The 19156-nt window shown below is 43.0% G+C and carries 18 protein-coding genes and 1 tRNA gene; 10 read left to right on the top strand and 9 right to left on the bottom strand.

Translation table 11 applies throughout. The features are described 5' to 3' along the window. The first annotated feature begins 72 nt into the window (after positions 1 to 72). The 7 genes from F890_RS11400 to F890_RS11430 all read left to right on the top strand — a co-directional run bounded on the left by F890_RS11400 (position 73) and on the right by F890_RS11430 (position 5496). Positions 73 to 657, top strand: a complete 585-nt coding sequence (locus F890_RS11400; protein ID WP_004279590.1) for an anthranilate synthase component II — start codon at positions 73 to 75, stop codon at positions 655 to 657. 9 nt (positions 658 to 666) lie between these two features. Further along, the gene (gene trpD / locus F890_RS11405; protein ID WP_004279589.1) at positions 667 to 1713 is read left to right on the top strand and encodes an anthranilate phosphoribosyltransferase; all 1047 of its coding nucleotides are present in this window, start codon (positions 667 to 669) and stop codon (positions 1711 to 1713) included. A 20-nt stretch (positions 1714 to 1733) separates the two neighbouring features. Then, positions 1734 to 2540: an indole-3-glycerol phosphate synthase TrpC gene (trpC, locus tag F890_RS11410; RefSeq protein WP_004279588.1), complete on the top strand. Its 807-nt coding sequence runs from the start codon at positions 1734 to 1736 to the stop codon at positions 2538 to 2540. A gap of 197 nt (positions 2541 to 2737) precedes the next feature. Next, the gene (locus F890_RS11415) at positions 2738 to 3421 is read left to right on the top strand and encodes a Smr/MutS family protein (protein ID WP_004279587.1); all 684 of its coding nucleotides are present in this window, start codon (positions 2738 to 2740) and stop codon (positions 3419 to 3421) included. Positions 3422 to 3514: 93 nt separating this feature from the next. Then, positions 3515 to 4063, top strand: a complete 549-nt coding sequence (gene folE / locus F890_RS11420; protein ID WP_004730181.1) for a GTP cyclohydrolase I FolE — start codon at positions 3515 to 3517, stop codon at positions 4061 to 4063. 323 nt (positions 4064 to 4386) lie between these two features. Next, positions 4387 to 4821 (top strand): hypothetical protein, encoded by a 435-nt coding sequence (locus tag F890_RS11425; RefSeq protein ID WP_004646396.1) that lies wholly within the window; start codon positions 4387 to 4389, stop codon positions 4819 to 4821. 114 nt (positions 4822 to 4935) lie between these two features. Next, positions 4936 to 5496 (top strand): DUF4385 domain-containing protein, encoded by a 561-nt coding sequence (locus F890_RS11430; RefSeq protein WP_004279582.1) that lies wholly within the window; start codon positions 4936 to 4938, stop codon positions 5494 to 5496. Positions 5497 to 5507: 11 nt separating this feature from the next. Here F890_RS11430 and F890_RS11435 read toward each other — a convergent pair whose 3' ends face one another. From F890_RS11435 to hemE, 5 genes are all read right to left on the bottom strand, one after another. After that, positions 5508 to 6905: a diguanylate cyclase gene (locus F890_RS11435; RefSeq protein ID WP_004279580.1), complete on the bottom strand. Its 1398-nt coding sequence runs from the start codon at positions 6903 to 6905 to the stop codon at positions 5508 to 5510. 188 nt (positions 6906 to 7093) lie between these two features. Further along, on the bottom strand, positions 7094 to 8980 hold the full coding sequence (locus F890_RS11440) for an Lnb N-terminal periplasmic domain-containing protein (protein ID WP_005266976.1): 1887 nt from the start codon (positions 8978 to 8980) through the stop codon (positions 7094 to 7096). 77 nt (positions 8981 to 9057) lie between these two features. Continuing rightward, entirely contained in the window at positions 9058 to 9528 is a 471-nt protein-coding gene (locus tag F890_RS11445; RefSeq protein ID WP_004279577.1) for a DUF3015 family protein, read from the bottom strand. 143 nt (positions 9529 to 9671) lie between these two features. Continuing rightward, positions 9672 to 10475 (bottom strand): DUF817 family protein, encoded by an 804-nt coding sequence (locus F890_RS11450; protein ID WP_004279575.1) that lies wholly within the window; start codon positions 10473 to 10475, stop codon positions 9672 to 9674. 10 nt (positions 10476 to 10485) lie between these two features. Further along, entirely contained in the window at positions 10486 to 11556 is a 1071-nt protein-coding gene (gene hemE / locus F890_RS11455; protein ID WP_004279573.1) for a uroporphyrinogen decarboxylase, read from the bottom strand. A gap of 205 nt (positions 11557 to 11761) precedes the next feature. Between hemE and F890_RS11460 the strand changes: the two genes are divergently transcribed. From F890_RS11460 to F890_RS11470, 3 genes are all read left to right on the top strand, one after another. Further along, a complete protein-coding gene (locus F890_RS11460; RefSeq protein WP_004730187.1) occupies positions 11762 to 12985 on the top strand; it encodes a L,D-transpeptidase family protein in 1224 nt (407 codons plus the stop codon). 180 nt (positions 12986 to 13165) lie between these two features. Continuing rightward, positions 13166 to 13864 (top strand): pirin family protein, encoded by a 699-nt coding sequence (locus F890_RS11465; RefSeq protein WP_005266977.1) that lies wholly within the window; start codon positions 13166 to 13168, stop codon positions 13862 to 13864. A gap of 336 nt (positions 13865 to 14200) precedes the next feature. Continuing rightward, complete coding sequence (locus F890_RS11470; RefSeq protein ID WP_005266978.1) at positions 14201 to 15172, top strand: methyltransferase; 972 nt, start codon at positions 14201 to 14203, stop codon at positions 15170 to 15172. A gap of 11 nt (positions 15173 to 15183) precedes the next feature. Here the strand turns inward: F890_RS11470 and F890_RS11475 are convergent, their stop codons facing one another. The 4 genes from F890_RS11475 to F890_RS11490 all read right to left on the bottom strand — a co-directional run bounded on the left by F890_RS11475 (position 15184) and on the right by F890_RS11490 (position 19099). Further along, positions 15184 to 16152 (bottom strand): IS30 family transposase, encoded by a 969-nt coding sequence (locus F890_RS11475; protein ID WP_081398964.1) that lies wholly within the window; start codon positions 16150 to 16152, stop codon positions 15184 to 15186. Positions 16153 to 16391: 239 nt separating this feature from the next. Next, positions 16392 to 16481: transfer RNA gene (locus F890_RS11480), tRNA-Ser, on the bottom strand. Positions 16482 to 16568: 87 nt separating this feature from the next. Beyond that, complete coding sequence (locus tag F890_RS11485) at positions 16569 to 18605, bottom strand: NADPH-dependent 2,4-dienoyl-CoA reductase (RefSeq protein WP_005266979.1); 2037 nt, start codon at positions 18603 to 18605, stop codon at positions 16569 to 16571. Positions 18606 to 18745: 140 nt separating this feature from the next. Beyond that, a complete protein-coding gene (locus F890_RS11490; RefSeq protein WP_005266982.1) occupies positions 18746 to 19099 on the bottom strand; it encodes a hypothetical protein in 354 nt (117 codons plus the stop codon). Positions 19100 to 19156 lie beyond the last annotated feature (57 nt).

Genomic DNA, 19156 nt, shown 5'->3' on the forward strand with positions numbered 1-19156 from the left:
TGAGTAACATAGTGAGTAACGATTAGAAATAAAGATGCTCATTTTCACAATTTTCAAGAGGTTACGTGCGATATGCTTCTCATGGTCGACAACTATGACTCCTTTACTTATAACATCGTCCAATATTTTGGCGAACTGAATCAAGAAGTAAAAGTAGTCCGTAATGATGCCGTGACATTGGAAGATATAGAGCGATGGCAACCTAAGTATTTAGTGATTGGCCCCGGCCCGTGCTCGCCAAGTGAGGCAGGAATTTCTATTCCTGCCATTCAGCATTTTGCTGGCAAAATTCCTTTACTGGGCGTTTGTCTTGGTCATCAAAGTATGGGGCAGGCATTTGGCGGTGATATCGTGCGTGCCAAACGTGTCATGCATGGCCGTCTGTCTGATATGTACCACAGTGATACCGGGATTTTCAGCAATCTTCCTTCTCCATTTCCTGCAACGCGCTATCATTCACTGGTGATTGATCAAGCTACCTTGCCCGAATGTCTGGAAGTCACCTGCTGGACCAATGAAGCGGATGGCTCTATGGAAGAAATTATGGGTGTGAAACATAAGACATTGCCGGTCGAAGGCGTGCAGTTCCATCCTGAATCGATTCTGAGCCAGCATGGTCATCAAATCTTTAAAAACTTTCTCGAAATTTATGCCTAAGAACATCTTATGAATATTCAACAAGCTTTAAGCAATATTACTAAAAACATTCACCTGACTCAGGATCAAATGCAAGACGTGATGCGTGCCATCATGTCAGGTGAAGCGACCGATGCCCAGATTGGTGCCCTGCTGATGGGCTTACGCCTAAAAGGCGAAAGCATTGATGAGATTACTGCAGCTGCACGTGTTATGCGTGAACTGGCTACCAAAATTGATGTCAGTGATATTCCATATTTAGTGGACATCGTGGGTACAGGTGGTGATGGCCAGAACCTGTTTAATGTTTCTACTGCTTCTGCATTTGTAATTGCAGCAGCGGGCGCAACCATTGCCAAACATGGTAACCGCGGCGTTTCGACCAAATCAGGTTCGTCGGATTTACTGGAACAGGCCGGGATTAACCTGGACCTGAATATGCAGCAGACTGAACGCTGTATCCGTGATGTCGGTGTCGGCTTCCTGTTTGCACCGAATCATCATCAAGCCATGAAATATGCAATCGGCCCACGTAAAGAATTGGGGATTCGCAGTATTTTCAACCTACTCGGTCCTTTAACCAATCCGGCTGGCGTACAACGTCTGGTCATTGGCGTATTTTCCAATGAACTCTGCCGTCCGATTGCGGAAGTTATGAAACAGCTCGGTGCTGAACATGTGATGGTAGTACATTCACGTGATGGTCTGGATGAAATCAGTATAGCCTCTTCAACTCATGTTGCTGAACTGAAAAATGGCGAAGTCACCGAATGGGAAATTATTCCTGAATCGGTCGATATTGAATCGCAAACTCTGACCGGACTGATTGTGGAAGATTCTGCGCAAAGTCTGGCTTTAATCAAAGATGCACTGGGCAAGAAAAAATCAGACATCGGCGATAAAGCCGCCAATATGATCGCGCTGAATGCCGGCGCAGGTATTTATGTCTCCGGTTTGACCAGCAGCTATAAGCAAGGTGTTGCGCTGGCACATGACATTATCTATGGCGGTCAGGCACTTGAGAAAATGAGTGTACTGTCTGAATTTACCAAAACTATTAAACATTACGAAGCTTAATTCGGTCAGGGATTTTGATCATGGTGGATATCGCAAATACAATTTTAGGCAAAATTGTTGACCGTAAAAAAGAAGAATTTGCCCTACGTTTAAAGCAGAAAAGCTATAAAGATCTGGAAGAACTGGCACAAGGTGCATCACCTGTGCGTGGTTTTGCCCAGTCTTTAGTGTCGAAACGTCCGGGTGTCATTGCTGAAATTAAGAAAGCTTCGCCATCCAAGGGCATTATTCGCGAGAACTTTAACCCTGCGGAAATTGCAGCACAGTATCAGGAGGCAGGTGCAGCCTGTTTATCGGTGCTGACCGATGTAGACTTTTTCCAGGGTCACGATGACAACATTCAGATTGCCCGTTCACATTGCGACCTGCCTGCACTGCGCAAAGACTTTCTGATCGATCCTTATGGAGTTATCGAAGCACGTGCCCTGCATGCAGACTGTATCTTGCTAATTGTGGCTTGCCTGTCTGACCAGCAGTTAGAAGAAATGTCTAAAACTGCATTTGAACATCATCTGGATGTACTGGTTGAAGTTCACGATGAAGAAGAACTATCCCGTGCTTTAAAACTTTCTGATCGTTGTCTGCTCGGTGTAAATAACCGTAATTTAAAAACCTTTGATGTGGATTTAAACACATCATTACGTTTGAAAAAATTACTGGACCCTTCACGCCTGCTGGTGACTGAAAGTGGTATTGCCACACCTGCGGATGTTGCGATGATGCAGAAAAATGATATTCACGCCTTTCTGGTCGGCGAAAGCTTCATGAAACAACCACGTCCGGATCATGCTTTCCGCGATCTGTTTGGTGAGCCTGAAGCGGTTTAAAATGTAAATGCTCACCTAAGCATTAAAAAAGCCCAATCTCAGGATTGGGCTTTTTTATTTTCAATATTGAAAAGTAGATCATAGATTCTCGAGCGTATTTAAAATCCTCAGCAATGTCATGAACGCAATTCAGTTCTCCTTTGTCTATTTTCAGACTATAATTCTTGTAAATTCCGCATCTCCCTTGTTTTTACATTATGAGTAAACACGATTCTTCATTATCTAAAGATCAGTACAACCTGCTGAAATCTTTTAAGAAGCAAATTACACAGCCGCAAACACCTGCGGTCGTTGCTGCACCTGTTGAAAAGACTGTCGAGCAAGAAGCGTTAGAAGAACTGGAATTATTCCGCAAGCAAATGCAGGGCGTACAAAAAATTGAATCGGGAAATACGGTTCAACTGGACAAACCACGCAAGAAAAAGCCGGATGCACAAATCTTGGCAAAGCGTGCAGCGGCTACTGGCCCGCTGGAAACAGAGGCAATGGCTTTATCAGATACTCAGGCCATGCTCAATCCTGTCGGCAGTCAGGCCAACTTGAGCTATCGCATCGCCACCTTGCAGCATAAAGTGTTTGAAGACTTGAAAGCCGGTAACTTGCGCTGGTTTGAAGCTGTGGATCTGCATGGCTGTACCGTGGAAGAAGCGCGTCAAGCCGTGCTGCAGATTATCCAGATCGCCAAAGATGAAAACCAGAACGTGATTAAAATCATACATGGCAAAGGTCCGGAAGCGATTTTAAAAACCTATGTCAACGGCTGGCTGCGTCAGCATCGCGATGTTTTGGCTTTTGTCAGTGCACCTGAAAAGCAAGGTGGTACCGGTGCGGTATTGGTTCTGCTCAAACGTGCAGAAAAGAATCCAAAGTTCAAACAGTAAACGGTTTTAGCCTCAAAACAAGGCATTGTAAAAGTTTTCTGCTACAATGCCGTCCTTGTTCATTCTCAGTTTAAGTGAATACGTCATATGACTATGCAGCAATCCTACGCAAACATTCTTACTGCCGTTGGCGAAGATCTAAATCGCCCTGGTCTCAAAGATACGCCTGTGCGCGCTGCGAAAGCATTTTCATATTTAACCTCGGGTTATAGCCAGACACTTGAAGAAGTGACCAACAAGGCGGTCTTCCCTTCCGATAACCGTGAAATGGTACTGGTTAAAAACATCGAATTTTATTCGCTATGTGAGCATCACTTATTGCCATTTTATGGCCGCGTACATATCGCCTATTTGCCAGAAGGTCATGTTTTAGGCCTGTCTAAATTTGCCCGTATTACTGAAATGTTTGCACGCCGTTTGCAGATTCAGGAAAATCTGACTCAGCAAATTGCAGAAGCAGTGGCTGAAGTCACCAAAGCACGCGGTGTTGCAGTAATGATTGATTCTGCGCACATGTGCATGATGATGCGCGGTGTAGGCAAGCAGGAATCAACCACACGTACGGTATCATTTATTGGTGATTTTAAAACCGACAAAGAAACACGTCGTGAATTTTTAAGTGCGGTTCCAGAAAGCTATTAATTATTAAAGCTTAAAAATAAGTTACTCAAAGCCTCGATCATTCGGGGTTTTTTGCTTTTAAAGGAAGAGGATATCAATACTTAATTCAAAAGCTCACTTGCTATAAATAACACCTGGTAACAGGGTTTAAAGACCTGTCCCAAAACTTGCTATGTTTCAGTCTAGAACTCAAACAATTCCTGCTTGTGTTTGCAACAAGCCTACACTTGGATACACGATAAAGTTTTAATCCTGCCGCTCTCCCATTAAAGTAATTTGAAGTTGATATACAGCAAAGCGCTTTATATCTTTCTGATTGATTTTTAATGATAAGGAAAGTAACCATGGCGAATAGTAAAAATAACCAGGCGAAAGACAGCAAAAAATCAGCAAAAACTGCTAAAAAGACCCAAGATGAGAAACTGAAAAAGTCGAATAAGAGTAGTGACAAAGACAGTGATCGCAAAGTCACTAAAAAAGCGGCGAGCAGTAAATCTAAAGCGGCATCTTCTAAGAAAGACAATGCCAGCAAAGATGAAAAAGTGAAGGCGAAGAAAAATTCGAGCTCAAAAGCCAGTGATAAAGCGAAAGACCAAAAGACCTCTTCCGCGAAAAAACCGGCTAAAGCGAAAAGCAGCAACAAGAGTAAAGACGACACTAAAGTGAAAAAGTCTTCTTCAAAAAAATCGGCGCCTGCTAAAAAGCAGTCGAGTAGCTCCTCTAAGAGCAAGTCAACCAAGGCTAAAACCTCGAAGACCAGTTCAAAAAAATCGAAGTAAAATGAAAGCCCCTAGCTCTAAATGACAGGGGCTTTTCTGTATCTTGTCCTTTCGTTTTTATAATTTGTATTAGCTGAAATATTGAGTCATTTTAAATTTCAGAAAAGGCCGAATATGAAGTCATCTGCCAAAGTAACCCCACCAAAACGTCCGTCACGTGTAGTTTCGAATAGTTTTGATTATTTTCTGGACTTTGCAAAGATTAATTTTCGTAAACGACCCCAGCTCTACCGGATTGGCCGTGGTGAACAAGGTGTATTACTGGTTGAGCCTTATAAATCGGAAATCCTGCCACACTGGCGCTTTGCAGATGAAGCAAAAGCCCAAGCGAGTAGCGAGAAAATCTATCAGCTTTTCTTGGACTATTTAAAGCAAGAAGATTTTATCGGTGCGGACATGGCACGCAAGTTTTTACAGATGGGTTTCACCCGTGCCCGACGTTATGCCAATCATAAAGGTGGCAAAAAATACGATGGCCCGGTTCCGGAGGATAAAAAAGGCTTGAGTGGTGCGCATGGCCGTTCCGAGCTGCCACGTAATCATGAAGATCCGGTTAAAGCCGCTGCTGCCAAAATCTTTAAACAGAAATGGGATGAAGCTAAAAATCATCCCGAATATCTCCAGCAAAAACAGAAATTTCAGGAATTTATAGAGCAGCAGTCTGCAACTGGCTAAAAACCTTTCATTTAAACTGAGAGTGGCTGTGCGACAGGGTTCAAGGACTGATGAGCCATATAAACTCTGTTACGCCCGTTGTTCTTCGCCATATACAAGGCAGAATCTGCCGCATTCAGGAAGCGCTGATAATCCGGATGTCCATCATAAAGCACACAACCAATACTGACCGTAAATTTAAACTGCTGGCCTTGTGCCGAATTAATCATGCCATTTTCAATATATTTACGAATACTTTCGGCAATATTCAGGGCACGTTTCTCATCAGTATCCACCAGTAATAGCAAAAACTCTTCACCGCCGACCCGGAAAGCATAATCACTGCCCTGACTGTATTTTTGCAATGCTTCGGCCAGAAATTTCAAGGCCAGATCACCTGCTGCATGTCCAAATTTGTCATTAATACTTTTGAAATAATCAGCATCAATGGCAAGTAAAGACAAAGGCGTATGATTCTTACGGGAAAAAGTGATTTCACGTGAAATAATGGTATTCAAATAACGACGATTCAATAACTGGGTCAATGAATCATTACCTGATTCAATATATTCGGCCACCTGAAATAACTGATCTACTAACAACTGAATCTCACGGTTCAAGTCACGGATTCGTTGGATCAGTCCCAGCATATTGTTTTTGTCCGTACAGTCCATAATATCTTGATTAAGTTCATCGACTTGATAAATTCGTTCAATGATTAAATCGACCTGGTCAGAGCCGGTAAAAGCATAAGAGGCTTTATGAATAAACCATAAACCAAACTCCGACTTGGACAACATCGGATGATTCAATTTTTCATGCTCAGAAAAGACCTTGAACATGAGCTCATTTTCCCAGTCTAGCAATGAACTGCGCTGTTTATCTTTTTGTACGGCCACATCCTGCATCGCTGAAAAAACACGATAACTGTGTTTAATTTCCTGATTCATGGCTGTTTTGGCTTCATAAGATCGGCACATGACTTCTGTGGCAAACCCCATGATCTGGACAATATAACTGCAGGTAGTCAACATACTGTGATGAGGATTCTCATCCAGCAGTTCAAACATTTTACGCTCAATTTCACGTACACCGCGCATGATCAGCCAGGATGGAATTCCGACACGCGCATGCACATGCCCCACCATCGCCTGTTTCTGCACGGCATCGGCATAGCGTTTATTAATCCCTACACCAAAGCTTTCAAGTAGCCAGGCATTTAAAGTGTCGCGCAAGCGCTGTTGAATCAAGTCATCGGAAAAGAATTCTGCAGATTCCTTTTCAATGAGCATGTTTTTATAGAATTCTTCCACCAGAATCAGGGAATGATCTTGAATAAAATGAAAGGCATGCAATAAGTCATCAGATGAATAATTTTGACAGATCTGTTCCCATTGCTCGGCCAGTCTTGCCATGCATTCATTATTCATACTGTCTGTTCCCCAAAACCTTGCAATTTGTACTCACATTATGTGATAAATATAACAAATATCAGGTATTTTTCCTAAAATATCGACCAGATTATTTGTACCAAATCAAGCCAATCTTTTTATACAAGGGAAAACTAAACAGTAGCCTCATGGATACACAGCACTTTATCAATAGTTTTAAATAAATCTTAAAAATACCGAATCAAACCAAGACTCCATTGATCCCAGTCTTTGGACTGCTGTTGCTGATATTCCCAAGACAGCCGAAGTGCATGTTGTGGATTGAATGCATATTGGATTTCAGTATTCAGTTTCAGCTGCCAGCGATGCGAATCTTCCCAATAAGGCAGTTCCACCTGCACCAGACTGTTGATCTGATCGCTCCAGATATTCTGGCACCCCACAGTAGGGCCTGCACCTACGCGCCAGCCCTGATCCAGTGCCTTGCCTGCCTGTAGCTGAGTTTGCATTTGTGCATAACATAGATGTTCACGGCTGGCATTTGCCCAGCTATAACCACCCTGAGTTTTTAAGCTGGCGACGCCATGCTGTTCATCGTCACTAAACTGGCCATGCGCATCCAGTGCCTCCTGTTTCCAGCCCAAATTAAAACCCCAAGATAATGGCGTATTAAACGGATTGACCGGGTTATAGGAATTGACAGTAAATAGATCCAGATGTTCCAGCTTGAGCTCACTGTCACGATATTGCAAAGCCCCATCCAGAAACAGCAATTGTGTGCCGGTTCGAAAACCGCCTTGCGGGTCGATGAGATCATGATAAGCCTGCCGATGCCCTAGCTGGACAAAGGATTCACCCTGAACCTGTCCGGCCTGAAGACTGATATTCCGTGCATGATGGCTTTGTACCGGGTCTATTTTTGGACGTTCAGGCGCTTTACGCTGCTTCTCGATATTCAGCTGACTTCTTAAGCCTAATAACTTGCGAAAACGTGGCTGGGAAAATGATTTATCGACTGTTTGTCGGAGAAAGTCCAGATATAAATGATCATAGGCCATTTCCAGAATTTTGGCCTGATCTTCTGCCGGATAGGGCTGCAAGATTGAAGGCATTGCACCTGTTTCTGCATAAGCCAGCTGATGCGCAGTTTTTGCCAGCGCTTTGCCATGCTGTCTGGACTGTGCCAGCAATTGAGTTTCAAGCGCCGGACGGTAAACTTTCTGTTTGATCAAGCCCTGCTGTTCTACTACTTTTAGTGTTTCAATCGGAATCGCAGTCGAATTAAACTGTTTCTGTAGATTTAGCTCGGGACGTACCAGATCAAACAGTCCCAGTAGGCGATAAGCGCAATTATCACTGATAAAATAATAAGGGAAACTTACATTTTGCATTTCCCAGAGATGCTGTACCAAAAACCTGGTTTCTTGCGGACTTAAGTTTAATTCATATTCCCACAAATCCCGGCTTTCAAAGTCACCATACTCTTTGACCTTGCGGTAATACGGCATCAGTGAATATTCACCCGGATATTGTCCAGTCAGCCCTTTCCAGGCAAAGGACCAGTTGTCATTGCCATCGACCGTCGCAGCATAGTTGACCGCATAAGAAATCAGATTGAGTTGTTGCTGGTCTTTAGGGTCCAGACGCAACAAGGTATGACCAAACATCGAGCTGGGATTACCCATAAAATCCGTGGCATAGATCAGGGTTGCCTCATAAGGCTTGACCTCGCCAATCCATTTATCCAAATCCGGGCAACTGACCGCAAGCAATTGTTGCTCGGAAATATTCAATTGCTGCATTAACCAGCTGCTGCGTGCAGGAAACTTACAGCGGACGGACTGATTCGGCTCTGCGCTCAGGAATAAAGCCTGAATGTTATGCTGCATTTCTTTTTTTAGATCAGTTTTTCCCTGCTCTGCCAGGAAATAGCCCGAATAGTTAACCTCGCTATGACCTTGGGGATTGGCATACATGAGACGTTGCCAGGTAGTGCTCTGATCCAGACGCTGAGTTTCGGCCTGAGCGATATAATGCTGGATGTCTGGATTAATTTCGCTAGAAAAACTTAAAGGGCTGAATGTCAGGCCCAACATGAAGAACGCATATTTCATTCAGTTAACTTATTCTCATCAATTTCTTTTAGTCATAAGAAAACCCTGCCAGAACAGCAGGGTTTTTAGGGTGCGGATCAGATGTAGGATTTCAATACTTCATCTTTGGCCATCACAGTTTGTAAGGTGCTTAAAACTTGTAATGTATTCTGGTTTTCTTCGGAATAAATTTCAGAGAAATTCTGCTTGGAAACGCTAAAGAAACGAGCTTTATCTTCAGATTTAATATTCAAAAGTTCAGCCAGAACATTCAGGCTTTCACCCTCTCCAACTGCCATATCACGCGCCAATGCTTCAGCGTTTTCATTGGTAAAGGTCACCACTTGAGCGGTTACGGTACCGCCCTGGCTACAACCTAAAGTACCAAAAGTGATCCCGAGCCACTGATTCGTGAACAGAACGTTGGTCGTACCTGCAAAGAGTTTAGGAATAATACCAGACTGACCCGCCCATACCTGGCTTCCGATACCACAACCGACATCTCGGTCAGCCATCGCCATGCTTGAACCAGTCGCCAATACCGCCGCCAGCATAATTTTTTTCAACATAGTTATTCTCCAATTATTCTCATGCAATCTTTGTTATTACTCTAATAATGTAATTTAAATTACATACTCAGCAGAGTAGCGACAAGTCAAGTTTGGCGCAATTGAAAAAATGTATGCTTTACATAAACATAACCTGATTGATTTTACTGTTCCTTGAGCGCCCAATCGCCTTGTGAATTACGCTGTCCCAAAATTTTCAGCACCAACACCAGACTCAGCAGTAACAACAAATACCAGGAGCCCAGTTTGCCCCATCCCACCATATGCCATTGCTCAATCTGGCTTGGATAGAGCCAGATCTGGTAAAAGGTACTGATATTCTCGGCAATCCAGATAATAAACGCCAGAATCAGCAGTACGGGTAACATCGGCAACTGAAAAGTATGCCGATTCAGCTGAAAGCGAATTCTGGTTTTCCAGAACATGATCACGCTCCAGACAAATAAAATCACCCGATAATCGGGAATAAAAAACTTGCTCATAAAGTTGATATAAGACAAGACAGCCAATGTCAGCATATGGCTAAAACGCGGCAATTTTTCAAATGAAACCTGATATAGACGTAAAGAGCGCGCAAAAAAACTGCCGACCGCAGAATACATAAAACCGGCAAATAAAGGCACGGTCAGGATTTTAAATATTGCGGGTTGAGGGTAATGCCAGGAAGCAATTGCCGGATGGGTCAGGAAGATTTCCATCACCATGGCCATGAGATGAAATAACGCAATCACTTTGGCTTCAGCCCAGGATTCCAGTTTGGTATAGAGCAATATCACCTGAATCAGCAAAGCAAAAAAAAGCAGATAGTCATACCGGTAAAAACCAATGAAGAGATCGCTGCCCATAGAAGCAGTCAGCGCAAAAGCGAGCAGGAGTAAAATCCCAAATAAGGCAGCCGAAGCTGCCTTATAAGTAAATTCAAACCCTGATTTGAATAGATCGATCAAGGTTTACATCCTAAAGATATTTGGCACTATACTCATGTACGGTATCAATAAATGCTTTTGGATTCGCCGGATCAACCCACTGGGTAATACCATGACCTAAATTGGCAATATAACCGGTTTTCTCGCCATTGGCATAGGCATCATCCAGCATGGCTTTTGTCGCTTTAATGATGGTGTCTGATGAACCATATAAAGTTGCAGGATCCAGGTTACCCTGAAGTGCTGCACGACCAGCAACCGTTTGACGAGCGACATTCAATGGCGTGGTCCAGTCCAGACCAAATGCATCTGCGCCTGTCGTAATCATCGGTTCCAACCATTGACCGCCACCTTTGGTAAACAGAATTACCGGAATCTTGCGGCCGTCTTTCTCACGTTGCAAACCAGCGACAATCTTCTGCATATAGTTCAGCGAGAACTCGATATATTCACGATGTGCTAATGCCCCACCCCAACTATCAAAGATCTGTACCGCTTGTGCACCCGCATCGATCTGCGCATTCAAATATTCAGTCACTGCATCAGCCAGACGATCCAGTAAAGCATGCAAAACTTCAGGCTGCGCATACATCATCTGTTTGGTAAAACGGAAATCCTTGCTTGAACCACCTTCGACCATATACGTTGCCAGAGTCCATGGACTGCCCGAGAAACCAATCAGAGGAACCTGACCGCTCAGGGCTGAACGAATGGTCGAAACGGCATTCATCACATAATCCAGATCCGACTTGGCATTAAATGCAGGCAGATTGGCTACATCCTGTTCGGTACGGATGGTCTTGTGAAATTTCGGGCCTTCACCAGCTTCAAAATACAGCCCCAGTCCCAAAGCATCCGGAACCGTCAAGATATCTGAGAATAAAATCGCGGCATCAAGATCATAACGGCGCAAAGGCTGCAAAGTCACTTCACAGGCCAGTTCAGTATTCTTGCAAAGCGAAAGGAAATCTCCTGCCTTGGCACGCGTTTCGCGGTACTCAGGCAAATAACGGCCAGCCTGACGCATCATCCATACTGGCGTAGCATCTACAGGCTCACGCAACAATGCGCGCAGAAAACGATCATTTTTTAAGGTCGTCATTCACATTCCCATCTTTCTTTGACATTGCCAACATCATAGCAAAAAGGCCGCAGTTTTAATAACTTCTGGCAACTTTAAAAACCGATCGGATTGAACGGCAACCTAGTGATTTACACAAAACAACTACTGCATCTCCACATTTTTTCTGTAATACTTATAGTGTTTTTTCACATAGTTAAAGAAATAATTCTTAAGGTTGAGTTACATGTTCGTTCGCACAATGCTCGCTGTGAGTCTAGGTTGCATTTTCGCAGGTCAAGTTTTTGCCGCGTCTACTGCTGAACAACCATTAAAACCCCAAGTGGTGACTGATGTTGCAGTGCAAGATCCGATTGATCCATTAGCAACTGAAGCTTCAGCGGCCCAAGCAGCACCTGCAGAAGCGCAAATTACCGCACAAGAACAACAAGACTTAAAACAGGCATCTGAAGCGCTGAATAAGCTACAGGATACCGAAGAGCAGACTGCTTCTATTGGCGCAGCACCAAATACCAAAGCACCGACTAACTCTGCAGCGACCAAAGCTTCGTGGACTTTAGACGGTTTAAACAATGCCCAATGGTATGAAAATATCGGTGCAGGTCAATTCCCAGTTTACGCACGTGCGCATGTCATGCTGAATAATGCTCATGCATCACCGGGTGCGATTGACGGAACCAGCGGTAAAAACACACTAAAAGCGATTGCATCTTTCCAGCAAATGAATGGCATTAAACCGACAGGTGTTTTGACTCAGGAAACCTGGGATAAACTAGTTGCACGTCAGGGTTCTAAGCCAACCTTTGTTGAATACACCATTACTGAAAAAGATCTGGCAGGCCCATTTGCCAAGTCTATTCCTTCAGATTATGCGTTACAGGCAAAAATGAAAGGCTTGTACTACACGCGTGTCAGTGAAATGTTGAGTGAAAAATTCCATATGGATGAGAATTTTTTAAAGAAACTCAATCCAAATGCCAACTTTAATAAAGTTGGTGAAAAATTACTGGTCAGTAATGTACGTAATGACTTGCCTGAAGGTATTCACTTGATTGTTGCACATAAAGGCGCGAAACAACTGTACTTATTTAATAGTAAAAATCAAATGATCGCGTCATTCCCTGCCACCATTGGTAGTGCGGATACACCATCTCCAACCGGAACCTATAAAGTAACAGGTGTTGCACCAAACCCTTGGTACAGCTACTCACCTTCTAACTTTGTACAAGGTAAAAATTTAAAACCACTATCTTTACCACCGGGTCCTAACGGTCCTGTCGGGAATATCTGGATTGGTTTAAGCAAGAAATCATTTGGTATTCACGGAACACCAAACCCGTCTAGCATTTCGAAAACAGCATCACATGGTTGTATTCGTTTGACTAACTGGGATGCCAATGATCTTGGCCGTAAAGTCAAATCTGGCGTAACGGTTCGTTTCTTAGAATGATGATCGGTCTGCCGATTTGAATAAAAATAGCCTGCTTTTGAGCGGGCTTTTTTATTCCTTATGTTTACTTTCAGCTCTTTCGTTGCAAAAATGCAATGATCTGTCGCCTATTTGAGATTTTTTCAGTGTTAAAACGACAGTATGATGATCTCAAGTTAAAAATAATGTCGAGATGAAATCATGAATGCTTTTCTACATCCGAGCGAAAATCGTGGTCATGTAAAAATGGGCTGGCTGGAGTCTAAACACAGCTTCTCATTTGGTAACTGGTATAACCCAAAGTATATGGGTGTTAGCGCCTTACGCGTTATTAATGATGATTTAATTGATGGTCATCAGGGTTTTGGCACACATCCACATGACAATATGGAAATCCTGACCTGTGTGCTAAAAGGAACCATTACCCATCAGGACAGCATGGGCAATCATGGCGGAATCGCTGCGGGTGAATGGCAACTGATGAGTGCAGGAACAGGTGTGCGACACAGTGAAATGAACCAGGGCGATGAACAGGTTCATTTACTGCAAATCTGGATTATTCCAAATGAACGTGATGCCAAGCCGAACTATCAGCAAATCCGTCTTGATCCGCATGAGCAACCGAACCAGTGGCATTTGATTTGTGGTCCGAATGACAATGCACCAATGCATATTCGTCAGAATGCCGAAGTCAAAACTGCGGTGATTCACCAAGGTCAAAGCCTGGAAGTGAAAGCGACCCAACATATTAATTATATACATGTTGTTTCTGGCACTGTTCAGATCGCAGAACATACAGTTGAAGCGGGTGGCGCAATTGCTTTTCTGGATGACACAGAAATTAAAGCAAGTGAAGATGCGCAAGCGATCTGGTTTGATTTGCCGGAAGTACCAAACTAAGCTTTTAAAGCTCTCAGCTCTAATGGCTATTGATCCAAGTGATTAATGGCCATTTTTTATACATATAATCATGAATAAGAAATAATAGTTCGCAAAATCATAACAAGGTTTCTTAACTAATAAAATTATGCCTACTACCTATACAAATCCAACCAATTCGCATCACATTTTTACCTAAGCAATGCATTATTTAGGTGAATATAAACCAATCCATTTCCATGGAATCCAGTGCTGTATAGCTTTGATCATTCACGACTGGTTTTGATATTGTATTTTGCAGGCATAAAGTGAATTGATCTTTTCATGTAGTTTAAATAAGTAGAAGAGCATATCCGTATGAACCAAATTTTAGAGATTCAAAGCAGCCAGCAGCAAGCTTTGCTTTATTTATTAGCCTTTTTAAAACAACAAGATTATCAGTTCACGACCATTACACCACTTTCACACCAGCGAATTCTGAATCGGAAAAAGAATGAAATTTATAAGCAAAGAACCCTTCAGGATATCTTTGGCTGGAATCTAAACTTTAAAAAAACTGATCTTGATTCTGCCCTTTTTGCATTATTGCAAGAACATCAACTTCTACAGGTTCAGGAAGATCAATACTTGAGTCAGGTTCGGGTTTCTTCACTCGATGGCGAACTCTTTATTCATTCAGCTTTTCCAACCACTCAGCAAGATGCGGTATTTTTTGGTCCGGATACGTATCGCTTTATCTATCATCTCAAGCAATATATAGCTGCTCAACCTCACCCTTTCAAACGGGTCGTGGAAATGTGTTGTGGCACTTCAGCAGCCGCGATCAGCATTGCCCAACATTTTCCAGATGTTAATGAAATTAGGGTTGCAGACCTGAATCCCAAAGCCTTGTTGTATAGCCAGATTAATATCAGTTTTGCCGGCTTAAACTATATTCATCCGGTCCAGAGTAATTTATTTTCCAATCTTGATGGAAAATTTGAGCTGATTTTTGCAAATCCGCCGTATTTGATTGATCCCGAACAACGTCAATATCGTCATGGTGGTCATGCGCTGGATGGCTGTGAATTATCATTCAGGATTATAAAAGAAGGTTTACAGCGGCTGAATTTTGGTGGACATTTATTCCTATATACCGGTGTGACCGTGACTGAACATGGCAATCTGTTTTTGCAGCATCTGCAAGATTTGATGAGACAGCATCAAAATATAATCTGGTCCTATGAGGAAATTGACCCGGATATTTTTGGTGAAGAACTGGAACAGCCGGCTTACCAACATGTAGAAAGAATTGCTTTGGCTCTGATCAAGATTGAAGTAGGCGATTAAAGAAGGCGAATTCAAACATGAGGTGCGACAGTTTGAAAAGTCTTATGATAATCAACAAGCTGAGCAAATTTCTCTAATGGTGTAAGCCAATCTAACGCTTTTCTAGGACGAGTATTCAGTGACATGGCAACTTGATTTAAATAATGCTGATCTGCCTGATTTAAATCAATCCCTTTAGGTAAATATTGCCTAATTAAACCATTCATATTTTCGCATGTGCCTTTTTGCCAGGGTGAATGTGGGTCACAGAAATATACATCTATGCCTAAATCTTCTTCAAGTATTTTATGTTCTGCCATCTCGCGTCCACGGTCATAGGTCAACGTTTTACGCAGTTCTGCAGGTAAATATTTCAGAGCTTCAGTTAAAGCCTTGCGCACTGATTCTGCCTTTGCATCAGGTAATGTTGCCAAGATACAGAGCCGTGTATTTCGTTCAATAAGTGTTGCTATCGAACTTTTATTGTCTTTACCTTTAATTAAATCAGCTTCCCAATGACCCGGTATTTTTCTTTCTTGAACTTCGGCTGGGCGCTCATGAATAGTTTTAATATCCTGTAATATAGAATCTTTTTTAGGTTCACCGTTAGCTTTTCGCTTTTTATTTTCATGACGCAGACAGGATAATAAGTCTTTTTTCAACTCACCCTTTGGTAATGCTCGTATCGTTGAATAAATCGTTGTATGGCTTACATTCATTGTTTGATCCAAATCAGGAAATGTCTTTAAACGCTTTGCTATTTGCTGAGGAGACCATAAACAACGGATCGCTTCAACAATAAATTTCCAGAGGATTGAATCGATTTTGAGTTTTCTGTGACCACGTCTACGTCTAGCGAAGGTGTTATCAGAAGCATATTGAGCTTGATAAACGTCATTGATGCTATTTCTTTTAAGCTCACGATAGATCGTACTAGGATGTCTTTTAATGAGTTCAGCAAATTTTCTGGCTGAAAAGCCTTCTTTTCTTGACTCAAGCATTAATGCAGTACGATCTTCAAAGTTAAGATGATGGTATGACAATTTTATATACTCCATAAACCCTTTAAATTAATTAGGTGGTTTATGTCGCACTTCAAGTTTTACTCTGCCGAATATCTATTTATAAATTATTGACTTTTTAAATATCAAACCTCTTCGAGACCCGTTTATTTTAAATCGCCCTATTAAAATCATAAGTAATAAAAAACCCCAATCTTTCGACTGGGGTTTTTAAAATTTGGCGGAAGCGGTGAGATTCGAACTCACGGAGGACTCACACCCTCGTCGGTTTTCAAGACCGGTGCATTAAACCGCTCTGCCACGCTTCCATGGCCGCAATAATACGGAGCTTTTATCCGACTGACAAGTGAAAATTACAGTGAATGCAATCAACTGCATATAGTTTCATCAAATCCTTACAGTTTTGCTGCTAATTCCGCTCCTTCACGAATAGCGCGCTTGGCATCCAGTTCAGCTGCCAGTTTTGCACCACCAATAATATGATACTGTGCCAAGGTGTTTTCTCCGGCAATCGGCATCAGGTCTTTTACCGATTCCTGACCTGCACATACCACAATGGTATCCACACGCAATAATTGAGCATGGCCATCCACCTCAATCCATAAGCCTTCATCTGTGACAGATTTATATTGCACGCCGCGCAACATCCGCACGGCATGTTTTTTTAACTGGGCACGATGTACCCAACCTGAAGTCTTGCCTAGTCCTGCGCCAAGCGGTGTTTTTTTACGTTGTAATAGATAAATTTCACGCACAGGCGGTTCTATTTCAGCACGCTGTAACCCGCCTTCAGTTACATAATCTGGTTGGGAATCAACACCCCATTCACGCTTCCACTCATCCACAGGTTGTGGCTGCACCTGATGCGGTGGCTTTAATAAAAACTCGGACACATCGAAACCAATACCCCCTGCGCCAATGACCGCAACACGATTACCTACTGGCGCACCGCGTAGTACTTCAGCATAAGACAACACTTGTGGCGCCTGACTGCCTTCGATATTCAGGGCACGTGGCACCACCCCTGTAGCCACAATCACCTCATCAAAACCTTCACGCTCCAACTGCTCGCGATTGACTCGGGTATTGAGGCGCAGATCAACTCCGGTTTTTTCTAGCTGCACTTTAAAATAACGAATCGTTTCGTGAAATTCTTCTTTCCCCGGAATCACTTTAGCCAGATTGAACTGCCCGCCTACTTCATGACTAGCCTCAAACAAAGTGACATCATGCCCACGACTGGCTGCGACAGTAGCCGCTGACAGACCTGCAACTCCCCCGCCAATCACTGCAATACTTTTTGGTTTCTTGGTTTTGATATAGACCAGTTCGGTTTCATAAGCGGCACGCGGATTGACCAGGCAGGTTGCCCGCTGGTTTTTAAAGGTATGATCCAGACAGGCCTGATTACAGGCAATACAGGTATTGATTTCATCAACGCGATTGGTTGCAGTTTTATTGACCCAGAACGCATCTGCCAAAAGTGGACGTGCCATCTGTACCATATCTGCCTGACCGGAAGCCAAAATCGCTTCGGCAGTGTCTGGCATATTGATGCGGTTAGACGCAATCACCGGCACCGAAACATGTTTCTTAACTTCAGCCGTGTAATCGACAAAAGCAGCACGCGGTACAGAAGTCACAATGGTTGGAATACGTGCTTCATGCCAGCCAATACCGGTATTGAGCAAAGTAATTCCAGCCTTTTCCAAAGCTTTAGCTACGGTAATGACTTCCTGCATGGTATTGCCATCATGTACCAAATCGAGAAGCGACAAACGAAAACAGATAATAAATTTTTCGCCAATTTCCTCGCGAATGGCTTTGACAATTTCTACGGCAAAACGCATCCGGTTTTCGATCGGGCCACCCCAACGGTCGGTACGCTGATTGACATGACGGCTTAAAAACTGATTCAGCAAATAGCCTTCTGAACCCATAATTTCTACGCCATCGTAGCCGGCTTTTTTGGCAATGCTGGCAGTTTTCACATAATCCTGAATGGTATTCAGGATCTGTTTATCTGACATTTCACGCGGTTTAAAAGGAGAAATCGGTGATTTGATCGGGCTGGCCGAAACCACAAAAGGCTGATAGCCATAGCGTCCGGCATGCAGAATTTGTAAAAGAATTTTAGCACCATGCTTATGCACTGCATGTGTCACCAGACGATGCGGCGCAATATCCCCCAAGGTATTCATGGTACCGCCTGCCGGCAACAACCAGCCTTGACGGTTTGGCGATATTCCCCCTGTAATCAGCAGACCTACGCCACCCTTTGCTCGTTCACCAAAATACGCAGCCAGTTTAGGATAGTTATAGAAGCGGTCTTCCAGACCAGTATGCATCGACCCCATCACCACCCGGTTTTTAATGGTGGTAAAACCCAAATGCAGTGGCTTTAAAATGTTGGCATAGCGCGTCGTGGTCATAACAAATCCCTGATTATATTTGGCTGAGCAAGTCATTCCCTTACTTTAACTGATTTTCAGAGGCTTTTTATGACCCGGAGTTCAGCATTTTCAGGCACAAACATCAATCTTCAACACCAGCTCGCTCTATACATGACGAATTAGTTCTGCCATTGTCGTGCGCTGGATTTCCATAATGCAATCGCACCCAATACTGTCCCAATCGGAAAACTGAACAGCATGAGGATTGCCATCACTCTGGATAATGTCCGCCCTGATCCATTACCCTGCTTCACCTTAATACTGGCCTGTATATTAAAAAACATCAGCAAGCCTAAAAGTAGCAACACCACACCTAAACTCAGCATGGAAATACTGGATTGCTGATATTCAAGATATAAAAACAGCACTGTACTAAAACCAATCAGGCCGGCATAAATCCCATGCAACAGTGCCAGCGTTTCATTCTTGGTTTTAGGATTTAAATTAGGTAAAGGTGGGATGCGAGTCGCCATGCTTTTATTCCTGTTTTATCTGATTTTTAACTTTATTCGGCTGAATATAACCAATTT

Source organism: Acinetobacter sp. CIP 64.7, assembly GCF_000369745.1.
In the GTDB taxonomy this organism is placed as follows: Bacteria; Pseudomonadota; Gammaproteobacteria; order Pseudomonadales; family Moraxellaceae; genus Acinetobacter; species Acinetobacter fasciculus.